A 23,240-nucleotide genomic window follows, 5' to 3' on the forward strand; every position below is an offset into this window, starting at 1 on the left:
ATGGATTATACTTGCCGTTACCGTTGTATGAGACAACAGCCGTGTAAGTGCCCGGAGCCAAAGTGGAAACGGCAAAAATAGCTTCACCGTCAGCATCACTTTTAACGGATCCCTTCTGGCCATCAACCGAAAATCTTACAGCAGCACCCTTGATTGCTTGGCCGGTTTCATTATTAACCAAAATAGCTATTAACTCACCATTGCTGTAGGTGGCACTGATGCTGGTATTTGTCTTGACAAAAACACTGGCATTTGCACTAGCTGGATAAAACAATACGTTTCCTTCAAAATAAGCAGTTGCCATGTGGGTGCCTGAAATCACATCTTCACACAGGAACCTTGCCTGGCCATAAGCGTCTGTGGTGCTGTAATAATAATTGTCGTTAATATCAAGTACCAAATCAGCCTGGGATATTGCACTGCCGTCTAAATCCATTAAACTGGCTGTAACATATTTATTATTGTAATCTAAAACTGCAGAATCCAAAATCAGACTGGCGTTTGTCCTGTCCTTATAGATTGTTATAATGAAAGGCTGCAAAACGCTATTGTATCCATTGGCTGAAAAGTTTACCAGAACAGAATAATCGCCTATTTCATTGAACACATGAGATAAGACAGCTATTCCGTTTACAACATCAGCCTGAATGTCCTCACCTTCAACAGTGAATATGGCTTTTCCGGGTTTGACAAGATTGCCGTACTGGTCTTTAATTATAGCTTCAAATTGAGCGGATTTGTACGGAGAAATAGTCTCGAGCTCAATGCTTGGATTTAGTTTTTCCAAAATGGTAAACGCCTTTATGCAAGCTACCTGGTCACCATAATATTTATGAGTGGAATATTCCACGGTTAAATTGATGAAATCCAGCCAGTTTTCACCGTCAAAGCTGATAAATGACATGTTTTGGGTAAAATATTTCTGGACAAATGAAACTGATTCGGAAATAGGAACGCTAGCATCCCTATCAACGCTTAGCTTAAAGACTACTTCAAACACATCCCCTGCCCTGAGGGTTATTAACTCATTTAAATCAATTGTCTTATAGCTTGCAGTTGCAGTGCCACTTTGTGTGAGAGATAATTGACCGTTAACATAAACATACAAATCCCAAGCGGTTTCCTTTTCAAAGTAGGTTGAAACAGCCGCCAAATATTCGTCTTCACCTGCAGTATATCTATTTTTATACCAGACATTCTTGGCGGATTCATTGAAGTAGTAGTTATCTGTTTTTCCTGAAATGTCATATTGGTAATTCTTGTCATACTTGATTGTATTGTTTAGTATGAAAGTCCATAGGCTGGATTTTGCTAATCTCACATCATAATATGAAACATAAAAATAGCCTTTATCCATCCAGTTAGGGCCCCAGCTGTTTTTAACAATCCAAGCACCCTTGCCTGGAGCTTTTGAAACTACCCTATCGTCATCCCATCCGACTATTGCAACCGCATGGTTTGAAGTAAGATTGCCGTCATAGTAGTAATTATTATCTCCCCTCTTATAACCATTAGAATAGTATATTGGTGAATGGACTGCACCATAGCTCATAATAGCCCTTTTGATTTCATCGCTTGAAGACTCATCAATGAAGAGAATGTCCTGAACATGGATGGAACTGTTCAGTATAGGTGAGATAACTGAACCTATCTTATATTTATCATAACTATCATTTACCGGACCCAGCCAGCTTACCATATAGCTATATCCCATACAATCCTTACCGCCCTCATTGGTTTGCATCTGCCAGCCGTAAACGGAAATTTCGGCCATCAAATCCTTAATGTTTTCTTCGGATAGGTCCATGCTGCTTCCGCCTGCCCTTAAGATGTTTGATTCAAGAACGCTTAATGCCGCAAATGCCCAGCAGTTCCCGTCATTTCCCTGATTTTTGACTGAAGTGACATAACCCAAGCTTCTTAAATCATAACTGCTTGGGATGGTGCCGTTATAATATGAATCGCACCTGATTAATTGATAATCATCGCTTTTGATGACAAATGATGGGGAGTTGCTTTCATAAACGTCATTTTCATGCAATGCAACATTATTTATGAAAGTGTTGTTCAGCCCAACATCCAAAATAGAATCATAATATACATCATTTTTAAGGGAATAGACACCACCGGCAGTATCTGCAGCGCTATTGTTGATGAAAAGATTTGAATTGATTATAAAGCTTTCAATTCCAAAAGCATAAATTGCAGCTCCGTTATTGGCCAAATTCCCATCAAGAAGAGAATCTGTTATTGAAAATTGACGATACATAGCATAAATCGCTCCGCCTTCGTATTTGGCTTTATTGAAACTGGCTGTAAGATTGGATAAATAGACGAATGACTTTAGTGAGGTTATGGCTCCGCCGAAATTGGCCGTTGAATTGACGATTTCTATATTGAACCCATTGAATGTTGAATCATAAATATAAATGGCTCCTCCGGCATCGTCTTGGGAATATGTATTCAGGAATCTGGTGTTGTTGATATTTATTTTAGATTTGGATTTGGCTGCAATAGCTCCGCCATAAATCTCAGAATAAGTGCCGCTGAACAGGGAATTGTTGATGTTCAGGGTTGCCCCTTCAATCGAAATTGCCCCGCCATATTTTCCATGGCAATCCATGAAGGTGCAGTTTTCCAAATTGAAAACGGCAGTGTTTGTAGTTGAATAGATTGCCCCTCCATATGTCGAAGATCCACCCTTGAAAATGACATTTGTTGCACTCAAATTTCCATTATTCTGCACTATCAGTTTATCCAAAGTAACATTTTCCAAAACAAGTGAACTTGAAACTACAAAACCTTTGCCCTGGAATTTAATAATTGTATTGGAGGCATTGCTGCCTATAAAAGTAACATTATTGATTGTCTTATGAGCGTTTAATGTATACTCGCCACTGGCAAGGTGGATATTTGAATTGTCCTTAATGCGTGCGCTGGTAAGCTGCTTATATGGATTTGTTATAGAACCGTTGCCGCTGTCATCAGCAGCATTTGCATCAAAATAATAATCTGCAGTCAAAACACTGGAGTTGTCATATGAACTTTCCAATGCATCTTCACCATCAACTGCAAATGCTGTTGGAATTATCAACAATAAACATGCTATTGATAACAATACAAACAATTTCATCTTTTTCAAGCTGTTGCCTCCATTAAACAATTTAAACACAATAGAATGTTAAATTGTATAAACCAATGATATTTATAGAAATGATAATATAAATATCTGACTAAAAAGAAATTAATTTATGAAATTGATTTGTTGTTCATTAATCAATAGGTAATTAATCAGATTTTCCGAATCCAAGTCTTCATTATGCAAATCAACTGCTGATATTTGTGAATTCTCATATGTGGTGTAATACAGGATGCCTTTGCTGGTGCTGTAGCATGAAGTGTAAATTGTATACTCATATAAATTCGGATCGGAAATGAAAGTGCATCCGTTCTGCTGCTCGACAGATTTCAAAATATGGAAAAACTGTCCTAAACTACTAACTTCATCCATATCAGAGTATGAATTTGCACGTGTAAATGCAACTTTTGCAAATCTTGAGGCAGATGACAGGTCTCCCGGAAGTCCAATTGCACCCATGCCTCTTGAATATTCATCCAAATCAAATGAATCTGAAAAATTATTTTCCGGATTTTTGTTTGACAGGCTTCTGTAGTTGTTCAGGTAAAAAAGTTGTTTGTCAAAAGGAGGGTTGTTTGTCAAAACGCCTACCGGATTGTCATAAACCTTAAGTCCATCTTCAAGCGGTTCGATTACAATGGCTTCACCACTGTTGTCTGACATCATCCAGTGAAGAGGAGATAAAGGAAGTTCATCAGCAAAGTTAATGTTTACCAGGTTAATGTCTTCAATCAGCTTGCGGGCTTCAGCCACACTTTCGGCACAGCCAAGAAGATATGGAATCAGCTCGAATGGTGTGATGTTCAGCATATCCTCTTTCATGTCCTGATAAACTGCATTGCCTGCAAAGTTTAAACCGGCAATAGCCAATCCCTTTTCATTGCAGGCATCATAATATAAAGGGTATTCGTCAATGCCTGCGGCTATTCCAATAATTGCATAATGGGTTTTGATGTCATCAATTTTCCTGAATTTAAGTTCATAGTTTCTGGGTGTTATTGTAACACGTTCATTATATGAAATTTCATAATCAAAGTTCCTTCCGAAATAATGCCTTTCGGTTATATAATTTGATGCAGTACACATTTTTATCACCTTATAAAAAGTTTGAGTAATTCAATGCCCTTGATTTAATGGCATCAAATTTATCGTCGATTAATAGTTCTCCATTTCTAAAAACACATCTCAGATAATCTTCACCCTCGCTGTCAAATTGTACTGTCTTAAAGGAATTGTTAGATTTGATTAATTTGAATCTGCCTGTTTTTGATTTTTTACTTGAATCTAGAGGATTTTTAAATATATCATGCCACATTCCATCCCTTAGCTGAGCTGAACATTTAAAGGCATTTCTTTGGGTATCCCTGTTTACGGAGGTATGCAGTCCTCCGCCCATACCGAAGATAATGTTTTGGGCAGCCCACCCATTGGATTTCATGGCAAACAAGATGTCACGTATCTTTTGATAGTCAAGTCCGTCTCCCCACAAAAGGCCAATATTCAAGTCAAAGACCTTATAGCCTTCGCAGGTTAAGTGACAGCCGAAACCGTCTGAAAGCAAATTCAAACAGTCCATAGTGGTTGAAACTGGCTCCCCGCTATCCGGCCTGAAGACAACCTTATTGTTCTCGCCATCCAAAAAGTTTAGGATAGCTTCATTTAAATCAGAACCTGACCTGCCGGCTTCACTTAAAAAGTTTCTGTAGTTATATGAATCGATGACAATGGACAAAACTCCATCCTTGGCTTTATCGATGACATTTAGGATTTGATTTAATTCGCCTTCAGGACCCATAGAGGTCATTACGCTGTGTTCTGTCGCCTGAACTGAAAATCCGTAAATGTTAGAGTCATTGTAATAATTTTCTGGAATTGATAACGATGGAATTGTATCTGTTCCTGAAAAGCTGAGCAGATGAGCTGAACCTGCCAATCTTGAGGATTCCGTTGAAGTTGCTCCCCTATATCCGAAATCATGCAGCATGAAATCAAGATTATCTTTAGCAGAACCTGTAACTTCCAGATAGAAGTTGGCAAGTTTTCTTACTTCAGCGGATAGCGTTGCAACGGTTGACGGATACCATACCTGCAAAAGGAGGGATTCCAAATAATTCGGAAGCCAATAAGATTTCTTATCAGTGTTTTCAACTGTCATCAATACATTGCTCACATCAACAGGTGTTCCTTCAGCGACCGCTTTAATTTCAATCGGAAGTTTCCCATCATGCTTATCCAAAATATACTCCCAACCGGACTTGTTGAAAATTCCCTCGCCTATATGTGTGGAAATAATCCTGTCTGCTTCATCAATCTTTTCTTGGGTAACAACCTGACCTTCCAAATACTTTTTAATTATGTACTGGAGTCCATAAAAGATAGTCTTGTTAAATTCAGCACCTAATCTACTTTCAAGATAGGAATAAATCTTTTCTGTTCCTTCAGGATAGAAATAGTGATGAGTTACCTTATAACTATCTGTTAAAAGACAAATGTTATTTTCAATCATAATATCCCTATTAAGATATTATAGATTAGGCAATATATTTTTTATTAAAAAAAAAAGAGAAAAAAAGAAGTTAGATATAGCTTTCATCTTTTTTTCTGAAGTGTGCTTGTGGGTGATCGCATAACGGACATACTTCCGGAGCGTCTGTTCCATAGTGGATGTATCCGCAATTGTTACATTTCCATGCGATTTCCTCATCTTTTTTAAATACCTTACCTGCTTCGATTTTAGCGGACAATGCATTGTATCTTTCTTCGTGAGCCTTTTCGGTTGCAGCGGCAGCATCAAACAAATCTGCAATGTCGTCAAAGCCTTCTTCACGTGCTACATCAGCGAAGTTCTTATACATTTCAGTCCATTCTTCGTGTTCTCCTGCAGCTGCATCAGCAAGGTTGGTTTGAGTGTCAGGTACTTTTCCGCCATTCAACAGTTTAAACCATATTTTAGCATGTTCCTTTTCATTGTCGGATGATTCCTGGAAAATATCCTTGATTTCAACATAACCGTCCTTTTTAGCTTGGGATGCGTAAAACTCATATTTTACGCGTGCTTGAGATTCGCCTGCAAGAGCAGCCATCAAATTTTCTTGGGTTTTTGAGCCTTCTAAATTAGCCATAATATCATCTCCAAATTAAAATATTTTTAAATGAGTATATAAAATTTTGGTGAGTCGTTAGAAAATAAAAAAAGTAAAAAAAAGAGTAAAATTATTTGTAATTTTGTGCTCTTTCTTCAAAGTGTGCTTTTGGATATCCGCAAACCGGACACATTTCAGGTGCTTGAGGACCTTTGAAAATAAATCCGCAGTTTTCGCATTTCCATTCAATTTCATCTTCTTTTTTAAATACTGATTCGGCTTCAACATTTGCAAGCAAGGTCCTGTATCTTCCTTCGTGCTCTTTTTCGATTTCTCCAACCTTTTCAAATAGGAATGCAATTTTAGCAAATCCTTCTTCACGAGCGGTTTCAGCAAATTCCTTATACATTGAAGTCCATTCTTCGTTTTCACCATCAGCTGCAGCATTGAGATTGGCTATTGTGTCTGGAATTTCCTCATCGTGCAAGATTTTATACCATATTTTAGCATGTTCCCTTTCGTTTTTGGAGGTTTCCATGAAAATATCGTGGATTTGAACATAGCCTTCTTCTTTTGCCTTTGCAGCGAAGTATTGGTATTTGGTATGTGCCTGTGATTCGCCTGCAAATGCAGCTTCTAAATTCTTTTCAGTTTTTGTGCCTTTTAATTCTGACATATTAAACAACTCCGATAGTTATTAATATGGTCATCATTGCATAAAAAGTTTTATAAAGAATAAATAATATGAAATAAGATTCACAACGAAAAAAAGAAAAAAAAGAAAGCTTAAATAATAATATTTAAGCTATATCAGAATATAGTAATCCAGTAGCTCTCTGTGCAAAGAAAGTTAAATATGGAGTTACTATTACTGAAAGAATAGACAATTGTGGTACTTGTCCGTAAATGTATCCTAAAATACCAGAAATTACGGAAACGACAACAATCATTAAAATTATTACAGCAACAACTTTTCCAACACCGATTCTTGTAATGTCCTTGAACGCTTCAGGGATGTTGAGAGCTTCACCTAAACTGCCGGTATTAGCCAATCTTGATTCACCCATAGTGTGGAGGAATGCAAATATGATGAATAATACAGCAGCAATAATTGCAGTTATAGCTATGGAAGTTCCTAAAGCAGCTATAGCAGCATCTGAAACACCACTTACAATAGGAGCTGTTGCATTAGTGGCTGCAGTTACATTTGCAGGAGCCACTGCTGCTTGTTCGAATAGATCAATGAATTGACCTGGAATATTGGTAATCAATGCAATAATCAATGTAATAATCATAGGGATAATGAAATACACGATTGAAACAATTAGCATTTTAACTCCATTAATCATATCATTTTTCCAGTCAAAGCTTGGTGCTTCAGGCACTTGATCGATACCTGATTTCAAAATGCCAAGTTGGTAACCGGAAATGATAAATGAAACAATAATTCCAAGAATAATCAGGATAACGGACAAGATTACATAAATAAATTCGCCAGCGTAAGCTCCGAATGCAGTCAATATGACTCCACCACCGATTAAAATGCCTACAACGAATGTAATGACTATATATATCGCTAATTTTTCTAAATTCTGTGATGGGAAAAGAAATGCTTCTTTGATAATATCCATTATTTCCATTTTTAATCACCTTTAAATTAAATAAAATTATCTCATTGAGATATAGTTAATATTTAAAAGTAATACTATTTAAAATTAAGTAAAAAACTAGCTAAATGACAATATACGCATAATTTTAAAAAAAAAGAAAAAAATAGAATAGAATGAAAATCTATTCATCTACACCAAAGGATTTTTTAAGCAAGTCTGCGTTGACAAATCCTTCCTTATAAATTTTACCAGTAGTCAAATCATTGATTACTACTTCTGCAGGAGCAAACATTCCTTTATCGATTTGGTAGAAGTCAAATCCTGCTTCTTTAAATACGTCAAAGAATGGTTTGCCGTATCCGTCTGCAGCGGAAGATGGTAATTGAGCTGCAACATCAGCAATGTCATCGCCTTCTTCAGATTCTACATAGTAGTAAGTTCTTCCACCGAACAATACTGCATCGTTGGTTTTACCCATTGCCTTAAGTCCATCAGGGTCAACCGGTGCGATTGGAGCGATACCTGCTGCATGTTTAACTTTGGTTACGTCAAATTTAATGAATTCCAACATTTTGTAAGTTCCGTTTTCAACTACCCTACCAGAAATTTGAATAGATCCAACGAGAGAAGAAGTAGGAGCTACAAGCAAGTAGACATCTTTTACATCAACACTACATTCATCAGCAATGTATTGTGCAACATCTTCACCAGGCAATACATCAGCTTCCAAAGTCAAGATAGCTAAATCTGCATCTTTGTCTTCATATCCAATTTCTTCATAAGTTTCAGCAGGTTTTAATGCAATAGCTCTAGCAGGACCGGAACCTAATGCAAAGAAATCACCTACAGATACAGACCAACCTGCCTTTTGGGAACCTAAGGTTGAAATAGAAGGTGAATCAGTTTTAATTTTTACTGAAGGAAGAGCGAATTTTTCAGACAAATCTCCAGGAATTGAAATTCCAACATCTGCAAGTCCGCCAAGACAAACTTTAGTATAAAGTTCTCCTGCTTTAAAGCTTCCATCAACATTTACACCACAGTCAATGACAGTAGCGCCATTATCTAAAGTTGAAACAGCTATGTTTAATTCATCAGCTTTTTCAATCATTACATCTACGGTTTTTTTAGCTTCTACATTTACACTTACCATAGTTTAACCTCATATAAAATATTAACTTAAAACATTAAGTTATTAATTAAAGATTTATCTTTATTCTTATTTAAAATTGTCTAATTGAATTTAAAAAAAGAGATGATTGGAGACTTGAACGATTGAAAAAAAGAAAAATATTGTAGATGTCAAACATCTACTTTAGTTATTTTTTATATCTAAACGGAATAAATGCTACTACCATAGAAACTAAACATAAAACGGCAATTGGAATACCTGTGTTTCTTAATTTAGTTTTATGAGGTTTTTCCTTTTTAACAGGTTTTACATCATTTTTAACTTTTTTAGTGTCATTGGAAACATCTTTACTTGTATTGTTGGCGGTGCTGTTTGAATTATCCGTATCATTGTTGGTATTGTAATTTGTATTGTTGTTTGTATCATTAGCAACATCACCGGTTTCATTGTCGCCGCCACTAGCTTTCATCACAGAATCATTTTCATCGCTGGCCTTCAGTGGAGTTTCTTTAAGAACCGCTGAAATTACAAAACCGCTATTGGCATTGCCGTTAGATGAAACGGAATATGATGAGATATCATCCCTAACAACTATTTTATAATTTCCACCATCATTTTGAGTCTTAAAAGTAGAACTCCAAGAATTGGAATCCATTAAGCTAACAGATTCCACCACAGTTCCATCTTTTAAAAGGTTTACTGTAACCTGACTTGGCCTATCAGAAGTTTGGCCATTATCATTCCAGACTATTTTAACGCTTATGGGATTTGAAACATTATCGCCACCTTCATCAGCAGCAGAAACAAAGCCGATAAAAGCAATTAAAAAGATTGAAATGAACAGTATTGCAAAAATCTTTTTGTTCATGATATTACCTCTCATTGTTAATAATAATTTGGCTTTATAATATTTAATATTTATCGTAATGAACTTTAGACTCATCAAATCTCAAGCGGACTTCACCATCACTTAAAGGATAGCCTACACAGATTACCGAAAACGGAATGCAATAATCCGGAATATCCAAATACTCCTTCAATTTCAATGTTCTGTCTTCGATTGGATGAAAACCTAACCATACAGCACCAAGACCTTCATGAGTTGCCTGAAGCAGAATATTTTCATTGCATGCTCCCAAATCCTGTTCAATCATGCCTATAACTTTTGCTTGATTTAGATTGCCTATGGTGATAATCAGGTGTGATGCACCCTCGGCAGGCTTGGCAAATCTATGCATCTTTGAAATCGCCAGTTTGTCTTCTTTTTTTGAAACTACAATAAACTCCCAAGGCTGTGAATTGCAAGATGAAGGTGCCTGCATGCCTGCTTTAAGCAGATTTTCAATCAAATCATCCGGAACCTTTTCATCCCTAAACTTTCGAACGGAACGCCTTTTAAAAATTAAACTCAAAATATCACTTTCCATTAAACAATTCTTCAATTTCCTCCCTTACATAAGGATAATCATTAACGTCAGTCAAAATCTGAATCTGATCTGCATATTTAATGTTAAAGTTCTCATTAGCTATTACGTACTTGCCGTTTCTGATTACAGAGACAACTATTGCATTTTTTGGAAACGGAATATCCTTAATTTTAAAATTAATATAGTTGCAGTTTAACGGCACCAAATACTCTGATAAAACATGTTTTGAAGGCTTCTTAACAAATTCCCTGTTTTTAGTTAAAAGCAGCCTGTCATACAATGACTCGTAAATCGGTTCGTTGCCCAGAAGTGTAGGGACAACATAAGCTATCAGGCAAACTATTATCATAGCCACCAGAGACTCTGTTGAACCGCTCATCTCAGCCAAAAGAACAATGCCCGTAATCGGAGACCTTACCGTTGCTGCAAAAAATCCTGCCATTGAAATGATTATGAACCGGTAGATTAAATCCTGCTGCCATCCAAAATAAGGAACAACTATAGAACCGAATACTGCTCCGATATAAGCTCCAAGTACCAAAATCGGTAAAAATATTCCTCCAGGAGCTCCTGATGAGAATGAAAACATTGAAAACAGGTATTTCAAAAGCAAAAGCAGGACCAAAACACCTAAAGAAGGAATGGCTACATCCAACATGTCCATCATGAAGTGTCCCCCATCACTTATTTCAGGTACTGTAAGGGCTACAACACCAGACACCATAAACACCACTACAAACTTAAGCCATGAAGGAATCTTAAGGTTTGAAACAAAATCACTGGATTTGATCATGCCTATATTGTAGACATAACCCAGAATACCTATTATTACACCCAAAATGATTAAAATCCAGTATGATTCTAAAGGTATGTTCAGGACAGGAAAATCAAGGATTGTCTGTTGGCCGAATATTACTTTTGATATGAAATCGGATACTATTGCAGAAACCAGTGCAATGAATACCAAAGTCTTATCGAAACCGTGATTTATCTCTTCAAAAACAAATATCACTCCAGCCAGAGGTGCATTGAAAGCCGCTGTAATACCCACTGCCGAACCAACCAAAATCAGTCTTAGCTCATCAGTTTTGGATCCATTGAATAACTTGGCTATTCCCTTTCCAGCCATACCACCAATCTGAACTGACGGGCCTTCGGGACCAAGTGAAAGACCGCCCAATGCAGTCAAAACACCTGCAAGTATTTTAGAAACCAGAACTTTTGCCCAATTGGCTTCCATATGCCCCTTTATTTCAGCATAAACCTGAGGTATTCCGCTTCCCGCAGAGTCCTTTTCCCATTTTATAAGATAATCTATCAAAAGACCCATAACGCCAAGAGCTATGAAAAATAGAATTGTATAAACTATATTCCCATTGATTATGGTTAAATAACCTCTTAAAATATTTTCAGAACCATAAAGCAGAAATCTATAAAGGCATACCATCAATCCTGCAAATATACCGACCATTATGCCCTGAATTGTTAAACGGAAAATATATTTAGGATTTTCAGCAACGGATTTCAATGTTTTTTCAATAGCTTTCATTAATTATACTATATCCAAAATCATATAAAATTATTTCACAAAAAAAGAAAAAGATACTATAATTCATAATTGAATTATAGCACAATTTAAACCTATTCTAAAATAACAGCAGGTTTAATTAAATCACGTGGTTTGTCTCTCATTATAATCATTGCTTCATAGATGTCTTCAAAATTAGTAAATCTATGAGTGATTAATTTACTTGAGTCAAATCTGCCATATTCGACCAATTTTACGAGTTGTTCCATTCTGGCACGTCCACCAGGACATACTCCACCACGGATTGTTTTATCAGCAAGTCCGGCACCCCATGCAAGAGCAGGCAACGGCACTTCAGCAACACCGTCGTAGTGGTTTACATTACCCAATACACCACCTACCTTAAGAACTTCCAATGCTTCTCCAACTGTAGATGCGCCACCACCTGCAACAATAACTTTATCAACTCCAGCACCATCTGTAAGGTCCATTATTTGCTGTACAGTATCCCCGTCGTGGTAATCTACAATATCTGAAGCACCATATTCTTTTGCTACTTTAACAGATACAGGTCTGCTTCCTACTGCAAGAATCCTTGATGCTCCCATGAAGTGTGCTCCTGCCACACTCATAAGACCAACAGGTCCAATACCGAATACTGCCACTGTATCACCAGGTTTAATTTCAGCCAGTTCAGCACCGTAAAAACCGGTTGTCATCATGTCTGAAATCATTACTGCCTGATCCAGTGAAACGTTGTCAGGCAAGTGTGCAAGGTTACCGTCAGCCTGGTTTACATTGAAATGTTCTGCAAATGTTCCGTCCTTGAATGTAATGAAGCTCATTCCAGTACCCATACCGTAACAGTGTTGACCGAATCCTTGTTGGCCTGGAACTGTAAGCCAATCAGGAGTAATTGCAGGTACGATTACGCGGTCGCCTGGTTTGAAATCTTTTACGTGGCTTCCCACTTCTTCAACAATACCTGTGGATTCGTGTCCTAAAATCCTGTTTGGCGCATCGCTCATGTATGCATTTCCCCAAACGATGTGCACATCTGAAGTACATGGTGCAAGTGCAATAGGTTTAACGATTGCATCATATGGTCCGCATTCCGGTTTGTCTTTTTCTACCCAGTCCATTACGTCTTGATCGATTCTTGCTAGTCCTTTCATGTTTTTAACTCCAAATTTGTCTTTAAAAAAAAGCTGACTAATTCAAATAATATTTTCTGAGGATAAATGATTTATTATTCCCTCAAATCACATTGCATTGATTTATTTTGAAAAGAATAACTTTTATCCCACAGATATAATCAACTCTGATTATATATCTAATTTTAGAGTTATTTAAATCTTGGCAATTGAATTAAAAAATATTCATTTTATTAAAAAAAATAATATTAAATTAACATTTTGACTTCAAAATATAAGAAAATATTAAAAAATAAGATAAAAATAATCAATTTTGTATATTTTAATGTGCGAATATGAAAATGCATATTAAAAATGAAACTATTTCAAATCAGATAGGCTATCTTTGTAATTTTCAACAAAATATCTTATATTTTTTCGGCCTTTTGTTGTGAAAGTATGGCCTTCCCTTGAAAGCATTTCCTTTTGATATTCTATTCCACCAGGATATTTCGGATTTAATTCGCCGTCTTTTTTAAGGGTTCTCCAAAATGGAATCCTGTTATCCTTTCTCTCACAACTGGCCTGGGCTGCAAGAGATATGAAAATTCCTGCAGTCATAGGACAGGTAAACTCGGCCCCATATTTTTGAGAAAGAAACTCCCTTATCTCGGAAACGGTTATCAGTTTGCCTTCAGGAACCTGAGCCATCAAATCATTGTATTCGATTGGCGGAGCAATCAGCATCTGACTTCCACCATATCTTTCAATGGATTTCTCATCATCAATTTCAATTATTTTCGGCATATCTTTAGAGTCATTTAATTTTTCGTTGAAAGATTTGCGAGCCATAATATCTCCTCTTATAAGTAATTTTAGATTATACTATTTAAATCTATTTAAAAATCATTTATTAAGATAAATTATATTTAAAAAAAAAAGAAAAAGATAAAGGAGAAACAGGTCCCCCTTTAGATTTTAAAGAAGCTTATCCTTGCAACAGATCCGGCATACTTAAAGTTTCCGCCGTATGAGCTGCTTATATAGTATTCATCCGCAATCAAATCAGCTACTGAGAGTTTAACCTGGCCGAGCTTATCTGTTTTTAAAGCGGTTTTCACGCCATTGAAGTTGAATACGACTGTTGCACCTTTAATAGCCTGACCTGTTTGCCTGTTGATAAGTGTGGCCACCACTTGCTGTGTACTTTCATCATAGAAATTGGAAATGACAGTTGGTATCTTATCAGCCACAATTTTTATTGATGCGTATGATTTGAAGTATTTGCTGTTTCCACCATATGAAAGACTAGCACTATCCGCACTAGGATTGCCAATGAATAACCTTGCATGACCTTGCTTGTCTGATTTTGTGGCTGTTTTAACACCATTATAATTGAATACTATAGTGGCGCCTTTAATGGCCTGACCTGTTTGGCTGTTGATTAAGGTAGCAACTAGCTCCTGAGTTGCCTCATCATAATATATTGAAATGCTGGTTGTTATTTTGCTTACAGAAATATTGAGTGATTCACTAGAGGGATTATACTTGCCGTTGCCCTTATATGAAACCGTTGCGGTGTGAATTCCCGGAGCCAAACCTGAAATGGTCAGTTTGGCTTGGCCGCTGGAATCAGTTTTAGCGCTATAAGATGCACCATCTATTCTAACATTGACATTAGCATTGATAATACCTTTTCCTGTGCCTGCGTTAATCAAGCTTGCAACCAATTCACCATTATTATAAACAGCGGAAATACTAGTATTCAGCTTTACAAGCATATCAATAGTTGTTTGGGAAGGACCATATATATCATCACCATCATATGAAACAGTTGCTTTGTAAGTTCCTGCAGGCAGGTTCTCAGTGGAAAATTCAGCATTGCCTGAATCATCAGTTTTTCCGGTGCAGCTACTGCCGCTAACTGCAACAACTATATCCACATCAGCAATGGCATCACCTTCTCCATTAGCCAAATTAACAGTCAATATACCATTTAAGATATCATAATAAGCTGAAATGCTGGAGTTTTGCTTTTCAGGTCCGATTGCTTCAATTGTGTAAACCTTAATACATGCAACCATTCCCATTTCCTCATATAAATCCGTCCATTTTCCATCATCAGCAAATGAAACCCCATTTTTATAATGCAATCTTACATTTTTGGAACATGGAACAATATTTGAAGTTATATAAACGCTGAATTCATCATTCTTTGCAATTGGAATGTATTCGTTTAATTTAATGGTGTGATAACCCCTGTAAGGTGAAACACCCTCCTGGCTATAGACAGCCTCGCCATTAACCACTATTTCAACCCTATAATTTACATCGGATTGGTTGAAATAAGTCCCAACTGCAGCTATATAATCATCATCAATGGAATTAAACTTATTGGCATAGGTTATATTCTCATCTTCAGTCCAATAGCTGACATCCCATCCTGCAAAATCATATTGGTAATTTCTGTTATACTGTACAGTATTTTCAACTACGATTGCAATGGCGCAATCATCAGTGTTATTAGGGAATGCACAAAATGTTTTATCATAATATGAAACATAAAAATATCCATCTTCACCGAAATCTTCTCCCCAGCTGTTTTTACAAATCCATGCCCCATCTCCAGGAGGTGTAATTAAGAAATTATTTCGGGAAAATGAATCATCCCATCCCACAATAGAAACCTGATGGTCGGCATCTGTTAAATCAGGGTCATATTGGGCGGAAGTATTTTCATTGAAAAAATCATTTTCTTCATTTACTTGAAGAGACAAGGTTGCGACCAGTCCTCCATACCTAATGACAGCCTGTTTAATACTAGGGTCCCCTCCAATGATTTCTGCATCCATTGGAAGTATAATGATATCCTGAATGTGTACAGTTTCATTATTTATAATTAATGGAGATATTTTACCCAATTCATCATGAGTGTCATATTCCTGGGGAACGGCTCCCATCCAACTTAAGAGATATGCCATACTATTTAAATTGGATCCTCCTTCTGCATTTACATTCTGACCATATTTTGAATACATAAGCATTAAGTTTTTCAGGTTATTTACAGAAAATGTTTTATTCAAACCTGTTTTTTTCATTAATGCTGATTCTAATGTGGCAATAAAAGAGGCGGCCCAGCAATCCCCCATAAGTCCCTGATTCATTACTGGGGATGTAAAATTATAATCCCTCAAATCAAAACGGGAAGGCAGAACATCAAAATCAATCTGGTCATCGACCAATGTCAAATTTTGGCCAACACCTGAAATTACATATGGATAAAAGACGTTATCATCAGAAACTGTGTCCTCACCAACACAATCCACAATTTCTGATTTTTCATCCTTAAAAACAGCATAGACTGCTTCTCCATTATTGTCAAATTCCGAATTTGCAATCTTATATTCTGAATCATAAATATAAATTACTCCACTGCCCACCTGTGCGGAATTGTTTATGAATATTGAATCATTTATGCTTAAAGCTCCACAGTCAAAGTATATTGCACCTCCAAAGGTTTGATAATCATCATATAATGTGGCTTTATTTGAAATAAACTCACAATGATCAATATCGGCATTTACCTTTGACAGATAAACTGCTCCACCGTCATATTTAGAGGTACAGTTTAAAAATGTTAAATCATCCATTGTCAGATTACCGCTCAATTGGAGAACTGCTCCACCAAAATCACCACAACTATTTACAAATGAAACATTTCTAATTAGAGTATTTACATGATTTCCCAAATCAACGTATGAATCGATAAATAATGCTCCACCATTTTTGGTGGAAATGGTGTTTATGAACTTGGAGTTTTCGATGATTATCTCATCAAGCATTTTACAGGCAACTGCTCCTGCAGATTCACTTGCTCTTAAATTCATGAATTTTGTATTATTAATGATTAAGAAACCTGAGGATGCATAAATCGCAGGCGCATAACAGGCTGTTGCATTAACAAAAATAGAATCATTTATAAAAGTAATGCCATCATTTTGAATTGCTCCTCCAGCCTTTGCACTGTTGTTTACAAAAACAGCACCATTCAAAAAGATGTCTCCCATATTGGATATTGCTCCACCGGTATTGTCTGCACCATTATTGATAAATGAAACATCATTAAAACTAATGTTTCCCATACCTGCTATGGCACCGCCACTATCATATGCAGTGTTGTTGAGAAAAACTACATCATTCAAAGTGCAGGATTCAAATACAGTTATGGCACCGCCGATATCGTATGAATAACAATTAACAAAATTGATATTATTTAAAGTAACATCAGATGAGACTATATTAAAAGCCTTTGCTTTATTATTCCCATCAATTTTAAATCCATTCCCATTAATTGTAATTGCTTTATCAATTGCAATTCCTTGTATATAACTGTAATCCTCCGCATCATGTGTATAAACATAATTTCTATTCAAATTCAATGTTGTCCCTGCATTGGCTATTTCATCAGCCAAATCCTTAAAAGATCCATAGGCATTGCTACTCAATGCTTCAGTATCATTGCCATTTACTTCAAATACTGAATTATCATCAAGACCATTTAAAACCGACACATCATCAGTTGTTTCACTTGCACTAACACTAGAGACAGTTAATAAACTTATGAATATTATCACTAGCATCGTTGCCTTTTTGTTTAGCAAGATATTATCCTCCCTTAAAAATTTTCATTAATTTATATATATCTATTTACAACTTAGATAATAATCATTTCGGAAATGAAAAAAAACAGCTAAAAGTATAAAATCATTATTAATTTAAGGAATAATAAAATTTCAAAAAATAAAAAAAGTAGGAGATTATAAATCTCCCTCTGAATCAAATTTTACAATATTTATGTTTGTGGTTGTTTTAGCGTATTTGCTGTTTCCACCGTATGAACTAGAAACTGAATATTGTCCAGCATCTAAATCTTCAATTAAAACTTTAGATTGACCATTCTTATCGGTTTTAACAACATTTTTTACACCATTAACTGTAATTACAACGTTTGCACCTTTAATGAATGCACCGGTTGCAGTGTTGGTTAATGTAGCCACAATTTCGCCTGTTTCCTTGTCATAGACTGTGGAAAGAGTTGTTGTTGTTTTGTTTTCAACAGCGTTTATGCTGGTTGTTGATTTAAGATATTTGAAGTTTCCTCCATAGGAGAATGCTGCATGGTATGCAGTTAGGTCTGCATCATCAACCGCAAATATTGCCTGACCGTTCTTATCGGTTTTGACATTGGTTTTTGCGCCGTTTAAATACATTACAACTGTAGCACCTTTAATTCCTGCGCCGGTTTCTGTGTTGATTAAAGTTGCAATAAACTCATTAGTTTCAGCGTTGTAGACAGCTGAGATACTTGTTGACATTTTATTTACAACAATAGTGAACTCTTCGCTAATGGATTTATAAGTGTCGTCACCTTCATATGAAACGGTAGCTGTGTAAGTGTCTGGAGCTAAACCGGAAACGGTTACTTTAGCTTGACCGTTGTCATCAGTTGTAGCATTGTAACTTTCACCATTAATGTTGAATGTAATGTCTGCACCAGCAATAGGCTGAACAGCATCAAGGTCCATTAATGTAGCAACCACTTCAGCGTCACCACCATATTCTACAAAGAGATCTTCAACAATTATGACTGCATTCAATTTAACAACCATGTCCACAGTTGTAGCGGAAGGATTATACTTAGTGTTACCTTTGTATGATACTGTAGCGGTGTAGGTGCCTGGAGCTAAATCTGCAGTAGAGATTTTAGCTTGACCTTTAGCATCAGATTTAACAGTGTATTTCACACCATCAACATTAAATCTTACAGTACCACCTTTAATAGGCTGACCTGTTACATTGTTAATCAATGTAGCAACTAACTCTTTAGCATCATCATCGTAAACAGCAGAAACAACAGTATCAGCTTTAACAATGAAATCAACACTAGCCGCTGAAGGATTATACATCACACTACCATCATAAGCAACATCGGCAGTGTAAGCGCCAGCAACTAAATCAAGAGCTTGAACAGCCTGACCATTATCATCAGTAACAACATTGAAAACATCACTACCAACAGTAATCACAACATCAGCACCAGCAATAGCATCACCAGTAACATTATCAGTCAAACTAACAGTCAACTCTTTAGCATCATCATCATAAACAGCAGAAACAACAGTATCAGCTTTAACAATGAAATCAACAGAAGCAGCTGAAGGATTATAATTAGCACTACCCTCATAAGCAACATCAGCAGTATAAGGACCAGCAACTAAATCAGCAACAGAAACCACAGCAATACCGCTGGAATTAGTTTTAACAGTGTAATTTTCTCCACCAACACTAATTATCACATCAGCATAGCCTACAGGTTCACCAGTAGCATTATCAATTAAAGTAGCAACAATTTCATTAGCCACTTCGTCATAAACAGCTGAAACAACAGTATCAGCTTTAATGTAGAATCCTATAGTTGCATTTGAAGGATTATATTCAACACTACCCTCATAAGTTACAGTAGCAGAATATGGACCTGCATCTAAATCAGCGATAGAAACCTTAGCTTTACCACTGGAATTAGTTTTAACAGTGTAATTTTCTCCACCAACATTGATTACTACTTCAGCATCATTAATTCCATCACCAGTATGGTTATTGATTAATGTAGCAATCAATTCTTTAGCGGCTTCATCATGAAGTACGGAAATACTGGTATCTACATGAACAATTACCTCTGTATTAGCTTCGGATGGGTTATAGATACTGTCACCTTCATAAGAAATAGCAGCAGGATAGGTTCCCGGAGCGAAATCCTTGATAGGTAAAGTAACTTGACCATTCTCATCACTAATTAATGCAGTAGACTCATTGTTGATAGTAATGATAACGCTTGCATTGCCAATTCCGTTACCTTCATTATCCACTAATATTGCGAAAATATTTTCATCAGGGAAAATGGTAATAACAGGATCTACAACAATTGTGGAATTCAATTTATTAATAACGACATTTGCATAAACGTCAGCTACTTTATAAATTTCATATTCTTTAACTTTTATTGTTGCATTGTAAGTTCCTGGAAGCACATCTGAAATATCGAATTCAACTTGTCCCATACTGTCAGTTACTTCAGTATAATTGTTGTCTCCAATAATCATGATGATTTCAACACCTTCAACAGGAACACCATTATTATCAGTGAAATTAGCAGGAACAGTCATTTTAGAACCATAATCACCGTAATTATCCTCTTTGACAGTTAAATTATATCCGATTACAGTTAAAGTAGCAGTTGCTTCACTATCGAGTAATTCACCAGTAGTGTCGATGAATTTAGCTAAAATTGTGTAGACTCCATAGTCTTTATTAATTTCAACTTCTTGTGATGCAACACCTTCGATAACAGGAATGGTTGCAACTAAATCATCACCGAAGTATACTTCTACTTCACCGCCAGTGACATTATCGCCAGCAATAGTTTTGACAACGGCATTTATTGTAGCTGTATCTCCTTTAATTGCAGTGATGTTTTCAATTTCAACAGTTGTTTCTTCTTTATATTTGTATAAAACTACATCCTCAATGTCAACATACACATCTATTTCTTTTAAGTCAGCAGGAATTACATAATCGGTTGTAAACTCACCATTTTCCAATACTCCTTCAATAGTTTCAAATGTTGTTTCAATAATTACATCTCTTGGGATTGTAATAGGAGTTGATAAGGTACCATTTGTTTCACCATCAGTATAGGTATCCAAACTTACAGTGATTTTAACGTTATTTCCTTCAACAATAGGAGTGTCATTGGTTGCAGTTAAGATGACCCATCTTGAAATTGTTGGTTTATAGTTTCTATTTCCACCAACGAAATCACTAGGATCATCATTTGTTCCCCACCAATTATCATTAAGGGTAATGGAAGGACTGACTTGCTCTGTTTTGTATCCGAAAACTGCAAAACCAGCTGCATCTTTATTTGCAAATATTACAGAATTAGCAACGTTTACAGTTGTAGCTCTTGCATAAATTGCTGCACCATTACTGTCTGCAGTGTTTTCTTCAAATAAAGTGTTTGTAATGGTTAATTTACCTTTTCTTTCATAATTTGAAGTACCAACCATGTAAATTGCTCCACCACCGACATCTTCTTGACCATTTGCATGGTTTGCAATGAATTTTGAGTCGGTGATTGTGAGGTCATCAGTTATGTGTGAAAGGAATATTGCTCCACCACTTGAAGTAGATAATGCTTGATTTTCTATGAAAGTAGTGCCGGATATTGTTAATCCTGTGAGTTGCTGAGCAAATATTGCTCCACCACCGAAATTATCGCTACCAGTTGCAATATTGTTTTCGAAAATTGAATCTATTATGGTTATTTCAGCATCTTTACCTAATCCGTAATTGGACCAAATTGCTCCTCCTTCTTTAGCGGTGTTGTTTGCAAAAGTTGAATTGATGATAGTTAATTTACCTATATTGTAAATTGCACCACCATTGTGCTCACCTGATGTGGAGTTAGCTAAAGTACAATTAATCAAGGTCAATATGTTAGAGTTACCGAGCAATGCACCACTTTCTTCACTGTCACATCCATTAATCATGATTAAGTTTTGTAATGTTACATTGCCATCTGTACCAACATAAAGTATTCTGTTATTGTTTTGAGCGTCTATGACTACTCTTCCTTCACCAGTAATGTTTAAATCACCTGAAATAATTCCTAGATAATCTGTAGTGTAATTACCTTCCAAGATAATGATTTTACCTTTCTCAGCAATTTCAACAGCATGTGCAATTGTAGCAACAGGGTCATCAATAGTACCGTAGTTATCGTCACTACCGTTCATAGCAACATAAATAACGTCAGGTTTAATCATGAATTTTATAATGACTTCCGCATTACTGCATGTTACTTTGATGAATCTGTCTTCATCGTCTTTGACATAAGTTGTAGATACCTGACCGGAAATGACCGGTAAAACTTCATCCAATTTACCGCTTGAAGAGATAACGGCAACAGTTAATCCATCAGGTAAAACACCAGCATAATCAGCTATAGTGCCGCTGGTTGAATTAGTCTTATCAAATGAAACAGCTAAAACACCACTATCCTCATCATAATTTGCAGTCATAATAATCCATCTTTCAACATCAGCATTAGTGTTTGCTTTACTATTGTCACCCCAGAAGTTATCATTAGCGGTAACAGTACAATCATTAACATTTAATGCTGGGTTAATGTCACCATCTTTAGCTAAGATTATTGAATTACTAATGTCAAATGTATTTCCTGAAGCGTAAATACCAGCATCGGCATCACCAGCATTATCTATTAAAACAGAATTGATAACAGTTACATCGCTGCTTCCTGTTGTATAAATTGCTCCACCGTTTCCACCAACACCAAGATCGCTTTTTACAGCAGTGTTGTTGATGAAAGTTGAATCATAAATATCAACAGTCAGTGTACCTGATGCAAATATAGCACCACCAGTACCTTTATATGCCATGTTGTCTTCAAATGTACAGTTAATAACTTCTAAGCTGCCTGCAGTAGCAGAAGTAGATTTGGTTGCATAAATAGCACCACCATTTTGAACCTTATTGTTTCTAAAGACAGTGTTTTCAACAACAGCATCAGCAGATGTTGAATAAATAATACCATATGCATTAGTAAATGAAGTCATGTCATTATCGAAGAACTCGGAATTATTAACAATCAAAGCAGTTTCTGCTTGAGAAGCGATAACACCTCTGGAAGCAACATTATTGTAGAATTTGGAATTGTCAATCACCATAGTTCCAGCCATATTGTTGATAATATTAGCGGAACGTGTAGCAGTAGCGGCATTTCCATAGAAAGTACAATTGTCAATAATAGTGTTACCGTTATCAGCTAATACTGAACCATAAGTAGACTTAGCATTAGTAAATACGAGATTGGTCAAATTAAGGTTTGCAGTGTTCTCGATAATTCTAGTAGAATTACCGTCAATAACAACATTACCTTCACCAGCAATGTCCAAGTCCTTATTAATTACCAAAGTAGCATTAATAGTATACTCACCAGCTAAAATAACAATCTTACCATTCTCAGCAATCTCAATCGCATGAGCAATAGTAGCAACAGGAGCATCAGCAGCACCACTATTATCATCACTACCATCAACAGACACATAA

At 36.2% G+C, this 23,240-nt stretch carries 14 protein-coding genes; all 14 read right to left on the bottom strand.

The genetic code is table 11. The features are described 5' to 3' along the window. Window positions 1-3,133 (bottom strand): C1 family peptidase (locus IJI93_RS01370; protein WP_292818848.1); only part of this gene is annotated, 3,133 nt, incomplete at its 3' end. 111 nt (window positions 3,134-3,244) lie between these two features. Further along, on the bottom strand, window positions 3,245-4,225 hold the full coding sequence (bsh, locus tag IJI93_RS01375; RefSeq protein WP_292818810.1) for a choloylglycine hydrolase: 981 nt from the start codon (window positions 4,223-4,225) through the stop codon (window positions 3,245-3,247). 10 nt (window positions 4,226-4,235) lie between these two features. Further along, window positions 4,236-5,645, bottom strand: coding sequence for a nicotinate phosphoribosyltransferase (locus tag IJI93_RS01380; RefSeq protein ID WP_292818812.1), 1,410 nt, complete (start codon window positions 5,643-5,645; stop codon window positions 4,236-4,238). A 70-nt stretch (window positions 5,646-5,715) separates the two neighbouring features. Beyond that, on the bottom strand, window positions 5,716-6,261 hold the full coding sequence (rbr, locus tag IJI93_RS01385; protein ID WP_292818814.1) for a rubrerythrin: 546 nt from the start codon (window positions 6,259-6,261) through the stop codon (window positions 5,716-5,718). Between the two features lie 91 nt (window positions 6,262-6,352). Further along, complete coding sequence (gene rbr / locus IJI93_RS01390; RefSeq protein ID WP_292818816.1) at window positions 6,353-6,898, bottom strand: rubrerythrin; 546 nt, start codon at window positions 6,896-6,898, stop codon at window positions 6,353-6,355. 124 nt (window positions 6,899-7,022) lie between these two features. Beyond that, on the bottom strand, window positions 7,023-7,862 hold the full coding sequence (locus tag IJI93_RS01395) for a DUF4013 domain-containing protein (RefSeq protein WP_292818818.1): 840 nt from the start codon (window positions 7,860-7,862) through the stop codon (window positions 7,023-7,025). Between the two features lie 151 nt (window positions 7,863-8,013). After that, the gene (gene mch / locus IJI93_RS01400) at window positions 8,014-8,985 is read right to left on the bottom strand and encodes a methenyltetrahydromethanopterin cyclohydrolase (protein ID WP_292818821.1); all 972 of its coding nucleotides are present in this window, start codon (window positions 8,983-8,985) and stop codon (window positions 8,014-8,016) included. A 166-nt stretch (window positions 8,986-9,151) separates the two neighbouring features. Beyond that, window positions 9,152-9,832 (bottom strand): Cna B-type domain-containing protein, encoded by a 681-nt coding sequence (locus IJI93_RS01405; protein WP_292818827.1) that lies wholly within the window; start codon window positions 9,830-9,832, stop codon window positions 9,152-9,154. 43 nt (window positions 9,833-9,875) lie between these two features. Beyond that, window positions 9,876-10,376: a nitroreductase family protein gene (locus IJI93_RS01410; RefSeq protein WP_292818830.1), complete on the bottom strand. Its 501-nt coding sequence runs from the start codon at window positions 10,374-10,376 to the stop codon at window positions 9,876-9,878. Between the two features lie 4 nt (window positions 10,377-10,380). After that, window positions 10,381-11,940: a ClC family H(+)/Cl(-) exchange transporter gene (locus tag IJI93_RS01415; RefSeq protein WP_292818833.1), complete on the bottom strand. Its 1,560-nt coding sequence runs from the start codon at window positions 11,938-11,940 to the stop codon at window positions 10,381-10,383. A gap of 92 nt (window positions 11,941-12,032) precedes the next feature. Then, entirely contained in the window at window positions 12,033-13,094 is a 1,062-nt protein-coding gene (locus IJI93_RS01420; RefSeq protein WP_292818836.1) for an NAD(P)-dependent alcohol dehydrogenase, read from the bottom strand. 339 nt (window positions 13,095-13,433) lie between these two features. Further along, window positions 13,434-13,904, bottom strand: coding sequence for an MGMT family protein (locus IJI93_RS01425; protein WP_292818839.1), 471 nt, complete (start codon window positions 13,902-13,904; stop codon window positions 13,434-13,436). 119 nt (window positions 13,905-14,023) lie between these two features. Then, window positions 14,024-17,713, bottom strand: a complete 3,690-nt coding sequence (locus tag IJI93_RS01430; protein ID WP_292818842.1) for a C1 family peptidase — start codon at window positions 17,711-17,713, stop codon at window positions 14,024-14,026. Window positions 17,714-17,869: 156 nt separating this feature from the next. Beyond that, on the bottom strand, window positions 17,870-23,240 hold a 5,371-nt coding region (locus tag IJI93_RS01435), incomplete at its 5' end, for an Ig-like domain repeat protein (protein ID WP_292818845.1).

Origin of the sequence: Methanobrevibacter sp. (assembly GCF_017431965.1) — an archaeon.
Classification (GTDB): domain Archaea; phylum Methanobacteriota; class Methanobacteria; order Methanobacteriales; family Methanobacteriaceae; genus Methanocatella.

What these genes read in the sequence shown, in the direction of transcription:
- bsh (WP_292818810.1), bottom strand. Translation starts at nt 4,225, where the DNA reads ATGTGTACTGCATCAAATTATATAACCGAAAGGCATTATTTCGGAAGG.
- IJI93_RS01380 (WP_292818812.1), bottom strand. Translation starts at nt 5,645, where the DNA reads ATGATTGAAAATAACATTTGTCTTTTAACAGATAGTTATAAGGTAACT.
- rbr (WP_292818814.1), bottom strand. Translation starts at nt 6,261, where the DNA reads ATGGCTAATTTAGAAGGCTCAAAAACCCAAGAAAATTTGATGGCTGCT.
- rbr (WP_292818816.1), bottom strand. Translation starts at nt 6,898, where the DNA reads ATGTCAGAATTAAAAGGCACAAAAACTGAAAAGAATTTAGAAGCTGCA.
- IJI93_RS01395 (WP_292818818.1), bottom strand. Translation starts at nt 7,862, where the DNA reads ATGGAAATAATGGATATTATCAAAGAAGCATTTCTTTTCCCATCACAG.
- mch (WP_292818821.1), bottom strand. Translation starts at nt 8,985, where the DNA reads ATGGTAAGTGTAAATGTAGAAGCTAAAAAAACCGTAGATGTAATGATT.
- IJI93_RS01405 (WP_292818827.1), bottom strand. Translation starts at nt 9,832, where the DNA reads ATGAACAAAAAGATTTTTGCAATACTGTTCATTTCAATCTTTTTAATT.
- IJI93_RS01415 (WP_292818833.1), bottom strand. Translation starts at nt 11,940, where the DNA reads ATGAAAGCTATTGAAAAAACATTGAAATCCGTTGCTGAAAATCCTAAA.
- IJI93_RS01420 (WP_292818836.1), bottom strand. Translation starts at nt 13,094, where the DNA reads ATGAAAGGACTAGCAAGAATCGATCAAGACGTAATGGACTGGGTAGAA.
- IJI93_RS01425 (WP_292818839.1), bottom strand. Translation starts at nt 13,904, where the DNA reads ATGGCTCGCAAATCTTTCAACGAAAAATTAAATGACTCTAAAGATATG.